This is a genomic window from Lysobacter soli (assembly GCF_009755585.1).
GTDB lineage: Bacteria > Pseudomonadota > Gammaproteobacteria > Xanthomonadales > Xanthomonadaceae > Lysobacter_J > Lysobacter_J soli.
In genome coordinates this window covers 1,208,984-1,225,032 of record NZ_CP046603.1, presented here as the reverse complement: position 1 = coordinate 1,225,032, position 16,049 = coordinate 1,208,984, and the positions used below count along the sequence as shown (strand labels likewise).

The window sequence follows — 16,049 nt, the reverse complement described above, 5'->3', positions numbered from 1 at the left end:
GTCCGCCCCGCCCCGGAACACGGAAACAAAAAAGGCCCCGCAATGCGGGGCCTTTTCGTTACGCGATGGAACCGCGGATCAGGCGAACGGATCCTGCAGCACCATCGTGGCGTCGCGGTCGGGACCCGTGCTGACGATGGCGATCGGGCAGCCGGCCAGTTCCTCCAGCGCGCGCAGGTAGGCGCGTGCGGCCGGCGGCAGCTTGTCCCACTCGGTGATGCCGTGGGTGTTCTCTTCCCAGCCCGGGAACTCCAGGTACACCGGCGTGCATTCTTCCCAGCCGGCCGCGTCCAGCGGCGCGTATTCGGTGCGCTTGCCGCGGTATTCGTAGGCGATGCAGATCTTCAGCTTCTCCATGCCGTCGAGCACGTCGAGCTTGGTGATGCACAGGCCGGTGATGCCGTTGACGGCCACCGCGCGGCGCAGCGCGACGATGTCCATCCAGCCGCAGCGACGGGGACGACCGGTGGTCGCGCCGTACTCCGCACCGCGATCGCGCAGGCCCTGGCCGACTTCGTCGTCCAGTTCGGTCGGGAACGGACCGCCGCCGACGCGCGTGGCGTAGGCCTTGGCGATGCCGAGCACGTAGTCGATCGCGTCCGCGCCCACGCCGGTGCCGGCATACGCGCCGCCGACGGTGGTGTTGGACGACGTGACGTACGGGTACGTGCCGTGGTCGATGTCGAGCAGCGAGCCCTGTGCGCCTTCGAACAGCACCTTGCGGCCCTGCTTGCGCAGATCGTGGAGGATGCCGGCGACGTCGGACTTCATCGGCTCGACGTATTCGCCGAACGCGAGCGCTTCATCCAGCGTCTGCTGGAAGTCCACCGCTTCCACGCCCAGGTACTTGGTGAGGACGAAGTTGTGGTAGTCCATCGTGGTGCGCAGCTTCTCGGCGAGCTGCTGCGGGTAGTGCAGGTCCGCCACGCGGATGCCGCGTCGCGCGACCTTGTCCTCGTACGCCGGGCCGATGCCGCGGCCGGTGGTGCCGATGGCCTTGCCGCCGGCGGCCTTCTCGCGGGCCTGATCCAGCGCGATGTGGTACGGCATGATCAGCGGGGTCGCCGGGCTGATCTTCAGGCGCGAACGCACGTCGACGCCGTTGGCTTCCAGCTCGGCGATTTCCTTCTTCAGCGCCGCCGGCGACAGCACGACGCCGTTGCCGATCAGGCACAGCGCGCCTTCGCGCAGGATGCCGGAGGGAATCAGGTGCAGGACGGTCTTCTTGCCGCCGATGACCAGCGTGTGGCCGGCATTGTGGCCGCCCTGGAAACGCACCACCGCCCCGATGTCCTGCGTGAGCAGATCGACGATCTTGCCCTTGCCTTCATCGCCCCACTGGGCACCGAGAACGACGACTGACTGACCCATTTCGAAGCTCCTGACTCCATTGCATTGGATGGCCGCGCGGCCGGGCCGCCTGGGGGCATGCGCGTTGCGCGCCCGCAAACAGCAAGAAAGCCGGCGGGGCGCTGGGCCCCGTCCGGCTTTTGTGCATTATCCGGGTTTTGGGTGGGCGGGACCACCCCGCCACGATGATCGGTCGCCGATTCGCGCGCCGATCGGCCTTCACATGGGCGAACCGACCGATTCGATCAGGTCAGCCACCGGACGATGGTCGTCGCGAGCCGCGTCAGGCGACGCGCACGAGCCACAGCGACAGCAGGCCGAGCCCCACGACGACCGCCCCGACGACCCGCAGGTGCCGGTCCGGCAAGGCGTAGAGCTGCTCGGCGGCCCGCTTCCAGCCGCGCGGCGCGACGAACAGGAACAGCCCTTCCAGTACCGCGACCAGGCACAGGGCCGAAATCAGTTCCAGCGCCATGCTCGATCGTTCAACGGTCCGAACGCAGGTACTGCAGGAACGGGTCGTCCTTGCTCAGCACGATCACGCCGTCGCCATTGGCGAACGACTTGCGGTACGCATCCAGACTGCGCTGGAAGGCGAAGAATGCCGGATCGCGGTTCGCCGCCTGCGCGTACAGGCGCGTGGCTTCGGCATCGCCCTCGCCTCGCAGCTTCTGCGCATCGCGCTCGGCCTCGGCGACGATCACCTGCTTGTCGCGATCGGCCTTCGCGCGGATCGCCTGTGCCTGCTCCAGGCCTTCGGCGCGCAGCTGGCTCGCGACCTGCAGCCGCTGGCTGCGCATCTGGTTGTAGACCGAGCCGACGACATTGCTGTCCTGCGGCAGGTCGATGCGCTTGATGCGGATGTCGACGATCTTCACGCCCAGCGTTTCGGCGCCCTGATTGATCGCCTCCAGCTGGCGGCCGATGACCGCCGTGCGATCGCCCGACACCACTTGCTGCAGCGTGCGCGAGTTGATCTCGTTGCGCAGCGAATCGCGGATGATCGGCGCCAGGCGCGCGACCGCGGTCGTTTCATCGCCGCCGGTCGCGCGATAGAACGCGCGCATATCGTTGATGCGACCCAGTGCGAAGAAGTCGACGCTGACGTTCTGCTTGTCGAAGGTCAGGTAACGCTCGGGTTCGGCATCGAGCACCTGCAGTCGGCGGTCGAACACGCGCGCCGATTCCACCAGCGGCCACTTGAAATGCAGGCCGGGGCCGATGTCGGTGCGCACCACGCGGCCGAGGTTCAGCACGATGGCGCTGTGGCCTTCACTGACCACGAATACCGAACCCAGCAGCGCGAACAGCGCCGCGACGACCAGGGCGATCCAGAGGGAGAACTTCATCGCGTCACCTCCTCGCGACCGGAGGGCCGGGTCGAGCGTGTCGGGCGGGCCGAATCGGACGATTCGGTGGTGGTCGGCGGCGCCAGCAGGTCCGGCGTCAGCAGCGGCGAATTCGGCGTGGGCGTCGGCGCGCGGCGCTCGCCCATCGGCACGTAGATCACGTTGCGACCGTCCCCACCGACGATGGTGCGGTTGTCGGACAGCACGTCCTGCACCGTGTCCAGCCACAGGCGCTTGCGCGTGACTTCCGGCGCGTTCTTGTATTCCTCGACCATCTGCGAGAAGCGCGACGCGTCACCTTCGGCGCGCGCGATCGAGGCGGTCTTGTAGCCTTCCGCCGCGGCGCGCACCTGGGCCGCCTGGCCGCGCGCTTCGGGCACGACCTGCTTGGCGTAGGCCTGTGCCTGGTTGATCTGCGTGGTCTTGTCCGACGCAGCGCGCTGCACTTCGTCGAACGCGTCCTTCACTTCATCCGGCGGACGGGCGTTGGGAAGGTTGAGTTCGGTCACGAACAGGCCGGTGCGATAGGTCTGCAGCGAAGCCTGCAACTGCTGGCGCACCGTCGTGGTGAGTTCGGAACGCGCGTTGAGCACGGTATCCAGGTCCGAACGGCCGACCTGCTCGCGCACGGCGCTCTGCGCGGCTTCCTTCAGCACGCGATCGGCGTCGCGCGAACCGAACAGGTACATCTGCGGATCGCCGATGCGGTACTGCACGTTGATCTCGACGTTCACCATGTTCGCATCGCGCGTGAACACCGGAACGGTGTCGCTGTAGGCGTTGCTCTGCGTGGCATTGACCTTGGTCACGCGCTCGATCGGCCACGGCGCCTTGAAGTGCGGGCCGGGGTCGAGCACGCGGGCGAACTGGCCGAAGCGCAGCACGACGCCCTTTTCCTGTTCGGTCACGAGGACGAAGCAGTTGAACACCAGCCACAGGGCGAACACGATGCCGACCCAGCGCAGGATGCTCCCGCCGCCACCGGCACCGCCGCCGAACAGCCCGCGCAGTGGATCGATCAGGGCGTCCAGGCCACGGCCGCCGGGCCGGCGGCGGGGATTTCGTCCGTTCGGACCGCCGGAATTGTCACTGCCAGGGGTGTTCCAGGCCATGCCTGCTCCAATCAGGGGATGTCCGCCCGCATTCAGCGGCGCGCACGTGCGTCGATTCTAGGTGGGGGTGCGATGTGCCTCAAGCAATGCGCCTGGCCACGCCGCAAACGCGCTCAGGCCGCATCCTCGTCGTCCTGCTCGGGCAAAAGATGGCGCAGCGCCTCGCCATGGGCCTGCGCGAACAGGCGCTGCGCGTCGGCCAGCGGCAGGTCCACGCGGATCCGCCAGCCGTGCTCGTCGTGGTCCTCGCCACGCACCGCGCCCAGGTCGTGCAGGCGCGCGCGCAACTTGGCGGCCTGTGGCGGCAGGCGGACTTCGCCGACGACATGGCGCAGCTCCAGCGCTTCGGCCAGCGCCTGGCGCAGCAGGTCCAGGCCGAGCCCGTCTCGCGCGGACAGCCAGACGCGCACGCGCCCTTCCGCCGGACGGTCGATGCGCGGCGCGACGGTCTCGCCGTCGGTGCCGAGCCGGTCGATCTTGTTGAAAACCAGCACCTGCGGCAGGTCACCCGCGCCGATGTCCTTGAGGACTTCATCGACCTGCGCGATGCGCTCGTCGCGCAGCGGATCGGCGGCGTCGACCACGTGCAGCAGCAGGTCGGCCTCGCGCGCCTCCGACAGCGTCGAACGGAACGCGGCGACCAGTTCGTGCGGCAGGTCGCGGACGAAGCCGACCGTGTCGGCCAGCACCACGCCGCCGCCGGAGAGTTCGATGCGGCGCACCGTCGGATCCAGCGTCGCGAAGAGCTGGTCTGCGGCGTACGCCTCGGCGCCGGTCATCGCATTGAACAGCGTCGACTTGCCCGCGTTGGTGTAGCCGACCAGCGCCACGCGCGGCAGTTCGCTGCGCACGCGGGCGCGGCGCATCTGCGTACGCTGGACTTCGACCTTCTCCAGGCGTCGCTGCAACTGCTCCAGCCGCTTCTGCAGCAGGCGGCGGTCGGTTTCCAGCTGCGTTTCGCCGGGGCCGCGCAGGCCGATGGAACCGCCGCGCTGCCGCTCAAGGTGGGTCCAGCCGCGCACCAGTCGCGTGGCCATGTGCTTGAGCTGCGCGAGCTCGACCTGGAGCTTGCCGTCGTGGCTGTGAGCACGCTGGGCGAAGATGTCGAGGATGAGCCCGGTGCGATCGACCACGCGGCGCTGCAGCGCGCGTTCGAGGTTGCGCTCCTGGCCGGGCGATAGCGGATGGTTGACGAGGATGAGGTCGGCGCCGGTGGCTTCCGCGGCGGCCTTCACTTCTTCGAGCTTGCCGCTGCCGATGAGCATGGCGGCATTGGGGCGGTCGATGCGCGCGGTGAGCACCGCGGCTACCGTGGCGCCCGCGGAGCGGGCGAGATCGGCGAATTCCTCCAGCAATCCTTCGTCCGGCGGACCGCCGGCATGGGGTTGGATCAGGAGGGCGTGCTCGCCTTTGCGTGATCGTTCGAACAAACCGGGGCTCAACCTGTACGGGGGCAGGAAGAGAAGATGGGCACCGACCCGCGGCCGCACAAGGGCCGCAGGTCATCACGCCGCCGATCGGACCGTTGCCGGCCGGCGCGCAGGTCCATCAAGCCGTCGATGCGGGCGCTTATTCGGTTTCTTCGCTTTCCTCGCCGCCCGTTTCGGACGACTGGACGTAACCGCCGCCTGGCCCCACGCGCACGTTGCGCGCCGGCACCACGGTGGAAATCGCGTGCTTGTAGACCATCTGGCTGACGGTATTGCGCAGCAGCACGACGAACTGGTCGAAGGACTCGATCGTGCCCTGCAGCTTGATGCCGTTGACCAGATAGACCGAAACCGGCACTCGTTCGCGTCGAAGCGCGTTCAGGAAAGGATCCTGCAAAGACTGTCCCTTGGACATGCGTTGTTCCCCAACTCGTTCTAGTTATCAGTGGTGTTGCAGCCGCACGGCCGACGAGCCGCGATCGCCGGCCCGTCCCCACGAGCGGCGACGGCCCGATGGTAGCGCAAACCCGCGCGAGTGCACGCGCACCCGATTCAACCCTTGGCCGGTCCGCCAACGCCGTCGAGAAACGCCGCCCGGACGGCCTCGAGCTGGTCGCGCTGGCGCTGCGGATCGAACCACGGGGCATCCAATTCGCCGCGGAGCCAGGTGAGCTGGCGCTTGGCCAGCTGGCGGGTCGCGTACACGCCGCGATCACGGAATTCCGATGCCGTGGTCGCGCCGTCGAGGTGCTCCCAGGCCTGCCGGTAACCGACGGCACGCAACGCCGGCAGGTCGAGCGGTGCCGGATGGTCGCGCAGTTCCCGGAGCTCGCGCAGCGTGCGCACTTCGTCGAGGAAGCCGGCTTCGAGCATCAGGTCGAAGCGCCGGCCAATGCGCTCATGGAGCACCGCCCGATCCGCCGGCGCGAGCACCAGCTTGAGCACGCGCACCGGCAACCGCGGTGGCCGATGCTCGCGACGCCAGTCGCTGATCGTCCGGCCGGAAAGGCGGAAGACTTCCAGTGCTCGCTGGATGCGCTGGGCGTCGGTGGCGTGGATGCGGGCGGCGGCTTCCGGGTCGATCGCCGCCAGATCGGCATGCATCGCGGCCCAACCGCGCCGCTGCGCTTCGGCGTCCAGTTGCGCGCGCATGTCGGCGTCGGCTTCCGGCATCGGCGAAAGCCCATGCAGCAGCGCGTGGAAATACAGGCCGGTGCCGCCGGCGAGGATCGGCAACCGCCCACGGGCCACGATGTCCTCGACCGCGCGCCGCGCATCGACGGCGAACTCCGCCGCCGAGTACGGCTGCCACGGCTCGCGCAGGTCGATCAGGTGGTGCGGCACGCGCGCCAGTTCGTCCGGCGCCGGCTTGGCCGATCCGATATCGAGCCGCCGGTACACCAGCGCCGAATCGACGCTGACGATCTCGCCGCCGAAGCGTTCGGCCCAGTCCAGCGCGAGCGCGGTCTTGCCCGAAGCGGTCGGGCCCATGAGGGCAATCGCGAGCGGGCGCGGATCGGCGGGCATGTCGGAGGCGGCGGGTCGGGGGCGTAGCCTCGCACAGCCGGGTCGCGCGGAAAACGCCGGCCGCCCCGGCTTTCCACACAACGTGTGGAGAACCACTGGGGCAAGGCTGTTGATAAGACATCGCGGCCCAGGCACCGCAAGGCCTCCCGGGTGATTGGTGAAATTTTGGCTAGCGCGCGTGCGCTATCCACACCGCCTGTGGACAAGCCTGCGGACAGCGATGTGGGCAGTGGCCGCATACGTCGCAACCACGGGCCTCACCGCAAGTCTGGCTAAAAAATCACCACACATTCTGCTTGACGGATGCGGTGGTTTCGGCATCGCCGACATCCATGACGACGACGCGCTGCGACGCGACGAACGCGGCTATCCACACCGCCTGTGGACAAGCCTGCGGACAGCGATGTGGATTCCATGCTGCACGCCTTGCGCTGCAAGCGTCGCAAGGAGTTTGGACAGAAACTGGCCACAAAAAACATTTGACTTGCGGCGTCGATTACGCATTTGCATCCTCGCGCTTCCAGCCGTGGTCGACGCGGCTATCCACACAGCTTGTGGACAAGCCTGCGGACAGCGATGTGGGAATCGTGCCAAACGCCTTGCGACACAAGCTTCGCAGCAAGTTTGGTCAGAAACTGACCACCGAAATCACTGACGTACGCGTCGATTTCGGCGTGTACACGCGCGCTATCCACACGGCCTGTGGACAAGCACGCGGACAACGTTGTGTGCATCGCGCTGCAAGCGTTGAGCAGCAAGGCCTCGCGGGGATTGATCAAAATATCGCCAGGCGATGCGTCATTCCTCGTCGGGCCACTTCGGCATCGACGGCGCGCTTTTCGCCCGCGGCATCGCCTGCGAGGCGACGGCGTGCCACACCTTCAGCGCATCCACGGTGGCGGCGACGTCATGCACGCGCAGCAGCTTCGCGCCACGCTGCGCGGCGATGAGGTGCGCGGCCACGGAGCCCGACACGCGTTCGCGCGGTGCATCGCGGCCGGTGATCTCGCCGATGGTGCGCTTGCGCGAGAGTCCGGCGAGCAGCGGAACACCCAGTTCGGCAAGGCGTTCGAGTTGCGCGAGCAAGGCGACGTTGTGCTGCGTGTTCTTGCCGAAACCGAAACCGGGATCGACCACGATCTTCTTCTTCGCGATGCCAGCCATCTCCGCGGCGAAGATCCGTTCGGCGAGGAAGCGGTGAACATCGGCGACCACATCGTCGTAGTGCGGCGCGTCCTGCATCGAACGCGGCTCGCCCTGCATGTGCATGAGCACCACGGGCACGCCGAGTTCGGCGGCGGCATCGAGCGCACCTTCGCGACGCAGCGCGTAGACATCGTTGATCATGCCCGCGCCGGCCTGCACGGCCGCGCGCATGACCTCGGGCTTGGAGGTGTCGATGCTGATCGGCAGCGAGGTCTCGCGCGCGAGGCGTTCGATCACGGGAATGGTGCGACGCAGTTCTTCCTCGACCGACACGTCGGCCGCGCCGGGCCGCGTGGATTCGCCGCCGATGTCGAGCACGTCGGCGCCCTCCTCCGCCAGCGCCAGGCCGTGCGCGACGGCGGCATCGAGCGTGTCGTGCGCGCCACCGTCGGAAAACGAATCCGGCGTGACGTTGACGATGCCCATCACGCGCGGGCGATCGAGCGCGAGCGGACGGCCGTTGCAGTCGAGGATGGGCGTGATGTCGAACATGGCGGCGGTGATCGCGAGGGAAAGCGCGATCTTACGGCTTCGGTGCGTGCCGGGATGACGGACGGGCACGCGTTCGACATCCGCGTCGCCAAAAGCAAAGAGCCGGCACCAGGCCGGCTCTTCGATGCAGCTCAGGTAACGCGATCGATCAGGTCTGCGCCGCAGGACCGCCGATCGTGCCGGGACGCTCGCCGTCGTCCTTCGGCGTCTTGCCCGACTTCGACCAATCCGCCGGCGGGCCCGGCTTGCGGCCGGCCATGATGTCGTCGATCTGGTGCGCGTCGATGGTCTCGTACTGCAGCAGCGCATCGGCCATCACGTGCAGCTTGTCGAGGTTGTCCTTGAGGATCTGCGTGGTGCGGCCGTACGCCTTGTCGAGGATGTCGCGCACGACCTCGTCGATCTTGCGCGCGGTCTCGTTCGACACGTTCTTGTGCTGCGTCACCGAACGGCCCAGGAACACCTCGTCCTCTTCCTCGCCGAAGGTGATCGGGCCCAGTTCCGACAGGCCCCACTTGGTGACCATGTTGCGGGCCATCTTGGTGGCGCGCTCGATGTCGTTGGACGCGCCGGTGGTGACCTTGTCGGCGCCGAAGATCAGTTCCTCGGCGACGCGGCCGCCGTACAGCGAGCACAGCTGCGATTCGATGGCCACGCGGTTGAGCGAATACTTGTCGCCCTCCGGCAGATACATCGTCACGCCCAGCGCGCGGCCGCGCGGAATGATGGTGACCTTGTAGACCGGGTCGTGCTCCGGAACGATGCGGCCGACGATCGCGTGACCCGCCTCGTGGTAGGCGGTGTTGCGCTTCTCGTCCTCGCTCATCGCCATCGAACGACGCTCGGCGCCCATCAGGATCTTGTCGCGCGCACGGTCGAAGTGCTCCATGCGCACGTCCTTGGCGTTCTCGCGCGCGGCGAACAGCGCCGCCTCGTTGCACAGGTTCGCCAGGTCCGCGCCGGAGAAGCCCGGCGTGCCGCGCGCGATCGTCATCGGATCGACGTCGTCGTGCAGCGGCAGCTTGCGCATGTGCACGCGCAGGATCTGCTCGCGGCCCTTCACGTCCGGCAGGCCAACCACGACCTGGCGGTCGAAACGGCCCGGACGCAGCAGCGCCGGATCGAGCACGTCCGGACGGTTGGTCGCGGCGATGACGATCACGCCTTCGCCGCCCTCGAAGCCGTCCATCTCGACCAGCAGCTGGTTGAGCGTCTGCTCGCGCTCGTCGTGACCGCCGCCCAGGCCCGCGCCACGATGGCGGCCGACCGCGTCGATCTCGTCGATGAAGATGATGCAGGGCGCGTGCTTCTTGGCCTGGTCGAACATGTCGCGCACGCGGCTCGCGCCGACGCCCACGAACATCTCGACGAAGTCCGAGCCGGAGATGCTGAAGAACGGCACCTTCGCCTCGCCGGCGATGGCGCGCGCCAGCAGCGTCTTGCCGGTGCCCGGCGGGCCGACCATCAGCACGCCGCGCGGGATCTTGCCGCCCAGCTTCTGGAACTTGGAGGGGTCGCGCAGGAATTCGACGAGCTCGCCGACTTCTTCCTTCGCCTCGTCGCAGCCGGCGACGTCGGCCAGCGTGACCTTGACCTGGTCCTCGCCCTGCAGCTTGGCGCGCGAACGGCCGAAGCTCATCGCGCCCTTGCTTCCGCCTTGCTGCATCTGGCGCATGAAATACACCCAGATGCCGATGAACAGCAGCCAAGGGAGCACGTTGATGATGATGTAGAGGATCGACGGGCCGCTTTGCGGCGGCTGCTGGTCGATGGCGACGCGGTGGTTGATCAGGTCGTTGATCAGGTCCTTGTCGTCCTTGGGCTTGTAGGTCGTGAACTTCGAGCCGTCGCTGCGCACACCGGTGATGGTGGCGCCGTCGTCGGCGATCTTCACTTCCTTCACCTTGTCCTGCTGGACCTGATGGACGAACTGGTCGTACGCCAGCTCCTGGCTCCCGGCAGCGCCACGCGGCCCGAATGCCTGGAAGACCACCATCAACACGACGGCGACGATCACCCAGAGCAGCAGATTCTTGGCCAAATCGTTCATTCAGTTCCTACCTGGCGCCAGCGGCGCGTTGCAGCGGGGGCGGCGCCCATGCGCCGTGCCGCTCGATCAAACCTTACTTCATTACCGCGCGCTTGCCCTGTGCCAGCGCGTAGACCTCCGGCGACCGCTTGCGCGAGGCCTCCGGCTTGCGGATCACGACCCGGTCGTAGCGCCGGCGCAGCTCCTTCACGTACTCGTCGAAGCCGACCCCCTGGAATAACTTGATCAGGAAGTTGCCCCCGGTGCGCAGGTGCCGGTCGGCGAAGTCCATCGCCAGCTCCGACAGATACATCGCCCGGGGCATGTCGACCGCGTCCACGCCACTCTTATTGGGGGCCATGTCGGACAGGACAAGGTCCACCGGCTGGCCGTTCAGGGCGCCCACCAGCTGCGATAGGACCGCATCCTCCCTGAAATCGCCATGAAGGAATTCGACGCCCGCCAGCGACGGCATCTCGAGGATGTCCAGGGCGATCACGCGGCCGGGACGGGCCGCATCCAGCCGGTCGAGCTCCTGCCGGACCCACTGGGACCAGCCGCCGGGGGCGGCGCCCAGGTCGACCACCACCATGCCAGGCTTGAGCAGCCGGTCGCGTTCGACCAGTTCCTCCAGCTTGTAGGCCGCGCGCGAACGCAGGCCTTCGGCCTTGGCCTTCTTCACGAAGGGGTCGGAAAAGTGTTCTTTCAGCCAGCGCTGGCTGGACTTGCTGCGGCTCGCCATCGGCGCGGCGTCGGGGTGAGCGTGGGGGCGGTCATGATACCCTGCGCGCCCCCCAGAGGTTTTCCGACTCCCGATGCAGACCGTCCTGACCGCCGCCCAGACCCGCTTCCTGCGCGGCCAGGCCCACGATCTCAAGGCGATGCTGCAGGTCGGCGGCAAGGGCATCACCGACTCGCTGGTGGCCGAGATCGACCTCGCCCTGGAGCACCACGAGCTGATCAAGGTGAAGGTCGGCGCGGAAGACCGCGAGGCCCGCGACGCGATGATCGACGAGATCGCACAGCGCACCGGCGCCGCGCTGGTCCAGCGGATCGGCCACACGGCCGTGCTGTACCGCCCGAGCAAGGACCGCCGCCAGATCGTCCTGCCGCGCGCCTGACGTCCGCGCGGCCCGGCGCGAAGACAGGGTTTCGTCCCGCTTCCCCGCCCCCACTTCGTCCTCATGCAGCTCAATCTCGAACACCCGGATCACGAGTTCCTCCTGCGCGCCGCCGATGGCGAGTCAGTGCGGGTGAACGAACGCCGCCTGACGGCCAGCTTCGTGCTCTCGCCCGACCGCCTGGTCGAGGGCTGGCCCGTTCGTGATGTGAAGGCGATGGCGCCGCAGGACCTCGACGCCGTCCTGGCGCTGGAGCCGGAAGTGATGCTCCTCGGCAGCGGCGCCACGCAGGTGTTCCCGCCGGCCGCCGTGCTCGCCCACTGCCTGCGCCGCGGCGTCGGCATGGAAACGATGACCAACGCCGCCGCCGCGCGAACGTTCAACGTGCTGGCCGGTGAAGGCCGCCGGGTCGTCGTGGCGTTCGTCCTTCCCGGCTAGCGCCCGTCTTCGTGCGGCGCGAACGGCAGCCGCACCCACACGCCGTAGTGATCCGACGCCCAGCGACCCTCCGCGTCGGGCGTGTCGAGGATGCGCCGCGCGTCCGGCATCCCGAAGCTGCCTTGTTCCGCGTACACGCGATCGATGCGCGCCGGCGGATTGAAACGCGGATTGAGCGTCGCATGCGCGAGGCCGTCGACCGCTACGCCTGCATGCGCGAGTGCGTACGCATCGACGAAAGCTGCGCGCAGCGGCGTCAGCTCTGCGGCATCCGCCGTGACGTTGAAGTCGCCGCCGATCACGACCGGCTCAGCGCCGCGCGTGGCATCGACGAAGGACAGCAGGTCCGCGACCTGCCGCGCGCGCGTGGCGCCGCTTCGATCCTCGAAATCCAGGTGCACGACGTAGAGATTCACCGCGTGTCCGCGCACCGTCGTGCGCACCCAGCCGGCGATGCGATAGGCGTTGTCCGGCTGCAGGCGACGGAAGCCGCGCAAGGTGGCGGGCTCGCGCGTCAGGATTGCGTTGCCGTAGCGACGCGCACGATCGACCGGATCGCGACCGAGACGAAGAAGGCGTGGTAGCCAAGCCGCTGCGCGAGCGCGATCGCCTGGTTCGGCAGCGTTTCGTCCTGCAGCACTTCCTGCAGCAGGATCGCGTCGGGCGAGAGGCGGCGCAGTTCCGCTTCGATCATCGTGGCGCGATGCGGCCAGCCCTCGCGATCGTGCCAGAGGTTGAGGGTGACGATGTCCAGCGTGGGCGCGTCGTCACGCATCGTCGCCATCGATGCGCAGCCGGCGAGCATCGCAAGCGCCAGAACCATCAACCCGATCGACAGGCGCCGCACGAAGTCCGCACGGCGGCCACTGCGTCCGCATTGCGCGGACGCGATGTTCACCGCTTCGGCAGGTAGATCAGCGGATCGACGGGTTTGCCGTTGTAGCGCACTTCGAAGTGCAGCATCTCGCGCGGCGCGCCGCTGCGGCCCATCTCGGCGATCTGTTGTCCCGAGCGCACCAGCTGGCCTTCGTTCACCAGGCGGTTGCGGTTGTGGCCGTACGCGGAGAGCCACTGCTCGTTGTGCTTGATGATGATCAACTCGCCGTAGCCGACCAGGCCGGAACCGGAATACACCACCACGCCATCCGCCGCCGCGCGCACGGGCGCACCGCTGGCGCCCGCGATGTCGACGCCCTGCTTGGTCGGCTCGCCCGCGACGTAACGGCCGATGAGTTCACCGTCGGCCGGCCAGCGCCACTTGATGTCGCTTGCGGCCGGCGCGGCGGGCTTCGGCGCGGGCGCGGGCGCGGGCGCGGCTGGTGTCGTTGCAGCGGGCTTGGTCGTCGTGGTCGTCGTGGTGGAAGGACGCGTCGCGGCCGTGCTGCCGCCCTTCCCCGCCGGATACAGGCGCAGCTTCTGGCCGGGGTAGATGGTGTACGGCGGGGCGATGCCGTTCCATGCCGCCAGGTCCTGCTGGCGCACGCCGTTGCGCGAGGCGATCGAGAAGAGCGTGTCGCCGCGACGCACCGTGGTGGTCACGCCGGGCCGCGGCTTGGAGGGCGCTTCCGAGGAGGCGCCCGGTTCGCGATAGACCTTCGTGGTCCAGCAACCGCCGAGCAGCGCGGCGAACGCCACGAGCGAGGCGGCAGCGAGAGATCGGACGGCAACGTTTCGCGATGTTCCGGTCATGCTTCCTCTCATCCCAACTGCGTCTTCCAGACCAGCCAGCCGATCGCCGCGATCAGCAACACCAGCGCGATCCAGCCGATCGGCTCGATGTACCTGCGCAGCGCGGCTTCGGCGCGGACGCCGCCGATGCGGATCACCAGCGCGATCAGGTAGACGCGCTTGCCGCGCCCGATCAGCATGCTCAGCACGTACTGCGGCATGGGCACGCCGACGATACCCGAGGCCCATGTGAAGACCTTCATCGGGATCGGCGCGAAGCCGCCCAGCACGAGCAGCCAGAACACCGCCCATGGCGACTCGGCCATCTTGGCCTGCACCGTCGCGATGCCCGACTCGATGCCGCCCAGCATGCCGAGCGCGGCGAACAGCGGCTTGACCGCCTCGAAGGCGTAATGCCCCAGTGCGTAGCCGACCAGCGCGCCCACCATCGAACCGGCCAGGCTGATCGTCGCGAACCAGAATCCGCGCCGCGGCTGCGCGACGCACATCGGCGCCAGCATCACCTCGGGCATGATCGGGAAGATGATCGCCTCGATGAAACTCAGCCCGACCAGGTAGGCCGGTGCGTGGCGATGGCGGGCCCACACCAGCGCCCGTTCGTACAACGGTCCAAAAATCTTCAAGCGGCGCCCCTGTGTTTCAGTGGTGTCGTCGGTCTGCGGTGGTCAGCGCGCTGCCGGTGCGGAGCACGGTGGATCGGGTGGGTCAGTCGACCATGCCCGACAGCAGCGGCACGAAGACTACCGGTGCGAGCGTCTGCTGGGTGACATTGCCGTCGGCATCCTTCGACAGCTTCAGCAGCGATTGGGATCCGGCCCCGCCGACGGGGGCGATCAGCGTGCCGTTCGCGGCCAGCTGCCCGGTCAGCGCATCGACCAGGGCCGGCGCGGCAGCGGTGACGATGATCGCGTCGAACGGGCCGTTCTCCGCCCAGCCGATCCGGCCGTCGTCGTGCTTGCTGCGCACGTTCATGCCAAGCTGGCGGAAGCGCTTGCGCGCGGTGCGCAGCAGTTCGCCGATGCGCTCGACGGTGTGGACTTCCAGCCCCAGCGCCGCGAGCACCGCCGCCTGGTAGCCCGAACCCGTGCCGATCTCCAGCACCTTTTTCGGTTCGGACTCGAGCAGCGCCTCGGTCATCTTCGCGACCACCCACGGCTGCGAGATCGTCTGTCCGTGGCCGATCGGCAGCGCGGTGTCCTCATAGGCCCGCGTGGCGAGCGCCTCGTCTACGAACAGATGACGCGGCACGGTGCGGATCGCGTTGAGCACGCGTTCGTCGCGGATGCCGTTGCCGCGCAGGCGATCGACGAGGCGGTCGCGCACGCGCTGCGACGTCATGCCGGACCCGATCGCCTCCGGCTGCAGGCGCATGCGCAGCGTCATGCCGCACGCTCCGGCTTGCGGGACGCCGGGTGGCCGAGCGAGGTGGCCAGGCCGTCGACCCAGCTGGCGACCTGCTCGAGCGCGTGGTAACGCGTGAGGTCGACCTGGATCGGCGTGATCGAGATATGCCCGGTGCGCACGGCATGGAAATCCGTGCCGGGGCCGGCGTCCTGCTCGGCGCCGGCCGGGCCGATCCACCACCACTGGCGACCCCGCGGATCCTGCTGCGGGATGCACGCCTCGGCGCGATGACGGTTGCCCAGTCGCGTGACTTCGAACCCGCGCACTTCGTCCCACGGGATGTCGGGCACGTTCACGTTGAGGATCGTGTCGGCCGGCAGCGGGTCCACGCGCAGGCGGGCGATGATTTCCGCCGCCGCGCGCGCCGCGGTTTCGTAATGCTTGCCGGTGTGATCGACCGTCTGCAGCGACATCGCCACCGCGGGTAGACCGAGGAATCGGCCTTCCATCGCGGCGGCGACGGTGCCTGAATAGATGACGTCGTCGCCGAGGTTGGCGGTATTGTTGATGCCGGAGACCACGATGTCGGGCTCGACCTCGAGCATGCCCGTGATGGCCACGTGCACGCAGTCGGTCGGCGTGCCGAACACGCGCCAGGTCGAACCGTCGAGTTGCTGGACGCGCACCGGCGCATCCAGGGTGAGCGAGTTGCTGGCACCGGAGCGGTCCCGGTCGGGCGCCACCACCAGGACCTCGTGCCCCGCCGCGCGCAGGCCTTCGGCCAGGACGCGGATGCCGGGCGCGTCGACGCCGTCGTCGTTGCTCACCAGTACTCGCATGGACTCCCTTGTGTATTCGCTTGCAGACAACGCTTGCCGGAACCTGACGCCGGCGCGGAACAGGCCGCACCGCGTGAAGGGCCATGATAGCCGAAGCCGCCCGCGCGCCCGGCGACGGCGTGC

Annotated in this window: 18 protein-coding genes; 2 read left to right on the top strand and 16 right to left on the bottom strand. The window is 68.2% G+C overall.

All coding sequences use genetic code 11. The features are described from left to right. Window positions 1–78 precede the first annotated feature (78 nt). The 10 genes from GOY17_RS05720 to rlmE all read right to left on the bottom strand — a co-directional run bounded on the left by GOY17_RS05720 (window position 79) and on the right by rlmE (window position 11,237). Complete coding sequence (locus GOY17_RS05720; RefSeq protein WP_157029648.1) at window positions 79–1,371, bottom strand: adenylosuccinate synthase; 1,293 nt, start codon at window positions 1,369–1,371, stop codon at window positions 79–81. Window positions 1,372–1,633: 262 nt separating this feature from the next. Next, window positions 1,634–1,825 carry a DUF2065 domain-containing protein gene (locus GOY17_RS05715; RefSeq protein ID WP_157029647.1) on the bottom strand — a complete coding sequence of 64 codons (192 nt, stop codon included), beginning with the start codon at window positions 1,823–1,825 and terminating at the stop codon, window positions 1,634–1,636. 10 nt (window positions 1,826–1,835) lie between these two features. Beyond that, a complete protein-coding gene (hflC, locus tag GOY17_RS05710; RefSeq protein ID WP_115840898.1) occupies window positions 1,836–2,699 on the bottom strand; it encodes a protease modulator HflC in 864 nt (287 codons plus the stop codon). Next, window positions 2,696–3,811 (bottom strand): FtsH protease activity modulator HflK, encoded by a 1,116-nt coding sequence (hflK, locus tag GOY17_RS05705; RefSeq protein ID WP_157029646.1) that lies wholly within the window; start codon window positions 3,809–3,811, stop codon window positions 2,696–2,698. Before hflK ends, hflC begins: the two co-directional genes overlap by 4 nt. A gap of 113 nt (window positions 3,812–3,924) precedes the next feature. Next, window positions 3,925–5,241: a ribosome rescue GTPase HflX gene (gene hflX, locus GOY17_RS05700; protein ID WP_157029645.1), complete on the bottom strand. Its 1,317-nt coding sequence runs from the start codon at window positions 5,239–5,241 to the stop codon at window positions 3,925–3,927. Window positions 5,242–5,380: 139 nt separating this feature from the next. Next, on the bottom strand, window positions 5,381–5,656 hold the full coding sequence (gene hfq / locus GOY17_RS05695) for an RNA chaperone Hfq (RefSeq protein ID WP_157029644.1): 276 nt from the start codon (window positions 5,654–5,656) through the stop codon (window positions 5,381–5,383). A 137-nt stretch (window positions 5,657–5,793) separates the two neighbouring features. Further along, window positions 5,794–6,768, bottom strand: coding sequence for a tRNA (adenosine(37)-N6)-dimethylallyltransferase MiaA (gene miaA, locus GOY17_RS05690; RefSeq protein ID WP_157029643.1), 975 nt, complete (start codon window positions 6,766–6,768; stop codon window positions 5,794–5,796). A 798-nt stretch (window positions 6,769–7,566) separates the two neighbouring features. Beyond that, window positions 7,567–8,466 (bottom strand): dihydropteroate synthase, encoded by a 900-nt coding sequence (gene folP / locus GOY17_RS05685; RefSeq protein WP_157031612.1) that lies wholly within the window; start codon window positions 8,464–8,466, stop codon window positions 7,567–7,569. A gap of 148 nt (window positions 8,467–8,614) precedes the next feature. Next, window positions 8,615–10,516 carry an ATP-dependent zinc metalloprotease FtsH gene (gene ftsH / locus GOY17_RS05680; protein ID WP_115840903.1) on the bottom strand — a complete coding sequence of 634 codons (1,902 nt, stop codon included), beginning with the start codon at window positions 10,514–10,516 and terminating at the stop codon, window positions 8,615–8,617. 73 nt (window positions 10,517–10,589) lie between these two features. Then, the gene (gene rlmE / locus GOY17_RS05675) at window positions 10,590–11,237 is read right to left on the bottom strand and encodes a 23S rRNA (uridine(2552)-2'-O)-methyltransferase RlmE (RefSeq protein ID WP_115840904.1); all 648 of its coding nucleotides are present in this window, start codon (window positions 11,235–11,237) and stop codon (window positions 10,590–10,592) included. A 73-nt stretch (window positions 11,238–11,310) separates the two neighbouring features. Here rlmE and yhbY point away from each other — a divergent pair, with 73 nt between their 5' ends. Continuing rightward, entirely contained in the window at window positions 11,311–11,616 is a 306-nt protein-coding gene (gene yhbY / locus GOY17_RS05670) for a ribosome assembly RNA-binding protein YhbY (RefSeq protein ID WP_115840905.1), read from the top strand. Between the two features lie 63 nt (window positions 11,617–11,679). Beyond that, window positions 11,680–12,054: an Mth938-like domain-containing protein gene (locus GOY17_RS05665; protein WP_157029642.1), complete on the top strand. Its 375-nt coding sequence runs from the start codon at window positions 11,680–11,682 to the stop codon at window positions 12,052–12,054. Here the strand turns inward: GOY17_RS05665 and GOY17_RS05660 are convergent. From GOY17_RS05660 to surE, 6 genes are all read right to left on the bottom strand, one after another. Beyond that, a complete protein-coding gene (locus tag GOY17_RS05660) occupies window positions 12,051–12,572 on the bottom strand; it encodes an endonuclease/exonuclease/phosphatase family protein (RefSeq protein WP_232338584.1) in 522 nt (173 codons plus the stop codon). The genes GOY17_RS05665 and GOY17_RS05660 overlap by 4 nt on opposite strands. Further along, window positions 12,569–12,952, bottom strand: coding sequence for an endonuclease/exonuclease/phosphatase family protein (locus GOY17_RS18915; protein WP_157029640.1), 384 nt, complete (start codon window positions 12,950–12,952; stop codon window positions 12,569–12,571). The genes GOY17_RS05660 and GOY17_RS18915 overlap by 4 nt, the downstream gene beginning before the upstream one ends. Beyond that, window positions 12,949–13,743 (bottom strand): peptidoglycan DD-metalloendopeptidase family protein, encoded by a 795-nt coding sequence (locus tag GOY17_RS05650; RefSeq protein ID WP_157029639.1) that lies wholly within the window; start codon window positions 13,741–13,743, stop codon window positions 12,949–12,951. The genes GOY17_RS18915 and GOY17_RS05650 overlap by 4 nt, the downstream gene beginning before the upstream one ends. A gap of 8 nt (window positions 13,744–13,751) precedes the next feature. Beyond that, a complete protein-coding gene (locus tag GOY17_RS05645; RefSeq protein WP_157029638.1) occupies window positions 13,752–14,366 on the bottom strand; it encodes a YqaA family protein in 615 nt (204 codons plus the stop codon). A gap of 82 nt (window positions 14,367–14,448) precedes the next feature. Then, window positions 14,449–15,126 (bottom strand): protein-L-isoaspartate(D-aspartate) O-methyltransferase, encoded by a 678-nt coding sequence (locus GOY17_RS05640; protein WP_157029637.1) that lies wholly within the window; start codon window positions 15,124–15,126, stop codon window positions 14,449–14,451. Then, window positions 15,123–15,926 (bottom strand): 5'/3'-nucleotidase SurE, encoded by an 804-nt coding sequence (surE, locus tag GOY17_RS05635; RefSeq protein ID WP_115840911.1) that lies wholly within the window; start codon window positions 15,924–15,926, stop codon window positions 15,123–15,125. Before surE ends, GOY17_RS05640 begins: the two co-directional genes overlap by 4 nt. Window positions 15,927–16,049: the final 123 nt, after the last annotated feature.

What these genes read in the sequence shown, in the direction of transcription:
- GOY17_RS05720 (WP_157029648.1), bottom strand. Translation starts at nt 1,371, where the DNA reads ATGGGTCAGTCAGTCGTCGTTCTCGGTGCCCAGTGGGGCGATGAAGGC.
- GOY17_RS05715 (WP_157029647.1), bottom strand. Translation starts at nt 1,825, where the DNA reads ATGGCGCTGGAACTGATTTCGGCCCTGTGCCTGGTCGCGGTACTGGAA.
- hflC (WP_115840898.1), bottom strand. Translation starts at nt 2,699, where the DNA reads ATGAAGTTCTCCCTCTGGATCGCCCTGGTCGTCGCGGCGCTGTTCGCG.
- hflK (WP_157029646.1), bottom strand. Translation starts at nt 3,811, where the DNA reads ATGGCCTGGAACACCCCTGGCAGTGACAATTCCGGCGGTCCGAACGGA.
- hfq (WP_157029644.1), bottom strand. Translation starts at nt 5,656, where the DNA reads ATGTCCAAGGGACAGTCTTTGCAGGATCCTTTCCTGAACGCGCTTCGA.
- miaA (WP_157029643.1), bottom strand. Translation starts at nt 6,768, where the DNA reads ATGCCCGCCGATCCGCGCCCGCTCGCGATTGCCCTCATGGGCCCGACC.
- folP (WP_157031612.1), bottom strand. Translation starts at nt 8,466, where the DNA reads ATGTTCGACATCACGCCCATCCTCGACTGCAACGGCCGTCCGCTCGCG.
- ftsH (WP_115840903.1), bottom strand. Translation starts at nt 10,516, where the DNA reads ATGAACGATTTGGCCAAGAATCTGCTGCTCTGGGTGATCGTCGCCGTC.
- rlmE (WP_115840904.1), bottom strand. Translation starts at nt 11,237, where the DNA reads ATGGCGAGCCGCAGCAAGTCCAGCCAGCGCTGGCTGAAAGAACACTTT.
- yhbY (WP_115840905.1), top strand. Translation starts at nt 11,311, where the DNA reads ATGCAGACCGTCCTGACCGCCGCCCAGACCCGCTTCCTGCGCGGCCAG.
- GOY17_RS05665 (WP_157029642.1), top strand. Translation starts at nt 11,680, where the DNA reads ATGCAGCTCAATCTCGAACACCCGGATCACGAGTTCCTCCTGCGCGCC.
- GOY17_RS05650 (WP_157029639.1), bottom strand. Translation starts at nt 13,743, where the DNA reads ATGACCGGAACATCGCGAAACGTTGCCGTCCGATCTCTCGCTGCCGCC.
- GOY17_RS05640 (WP_157029637.1), bottom strand. Translation starts at nt 15,126, where the DNA reads ATGACGCTGCGCATGCGCCTGCAGCCGGAGGCGATCGGGTCCGGCATG.
- surE (WP_115840911.1), bottom strand. Translation starts at nt 15,926, where the DNA reads ATGCGAGTACTGGTGAGCAACGACGACGGCGTCGACGCGCCCGGCATC.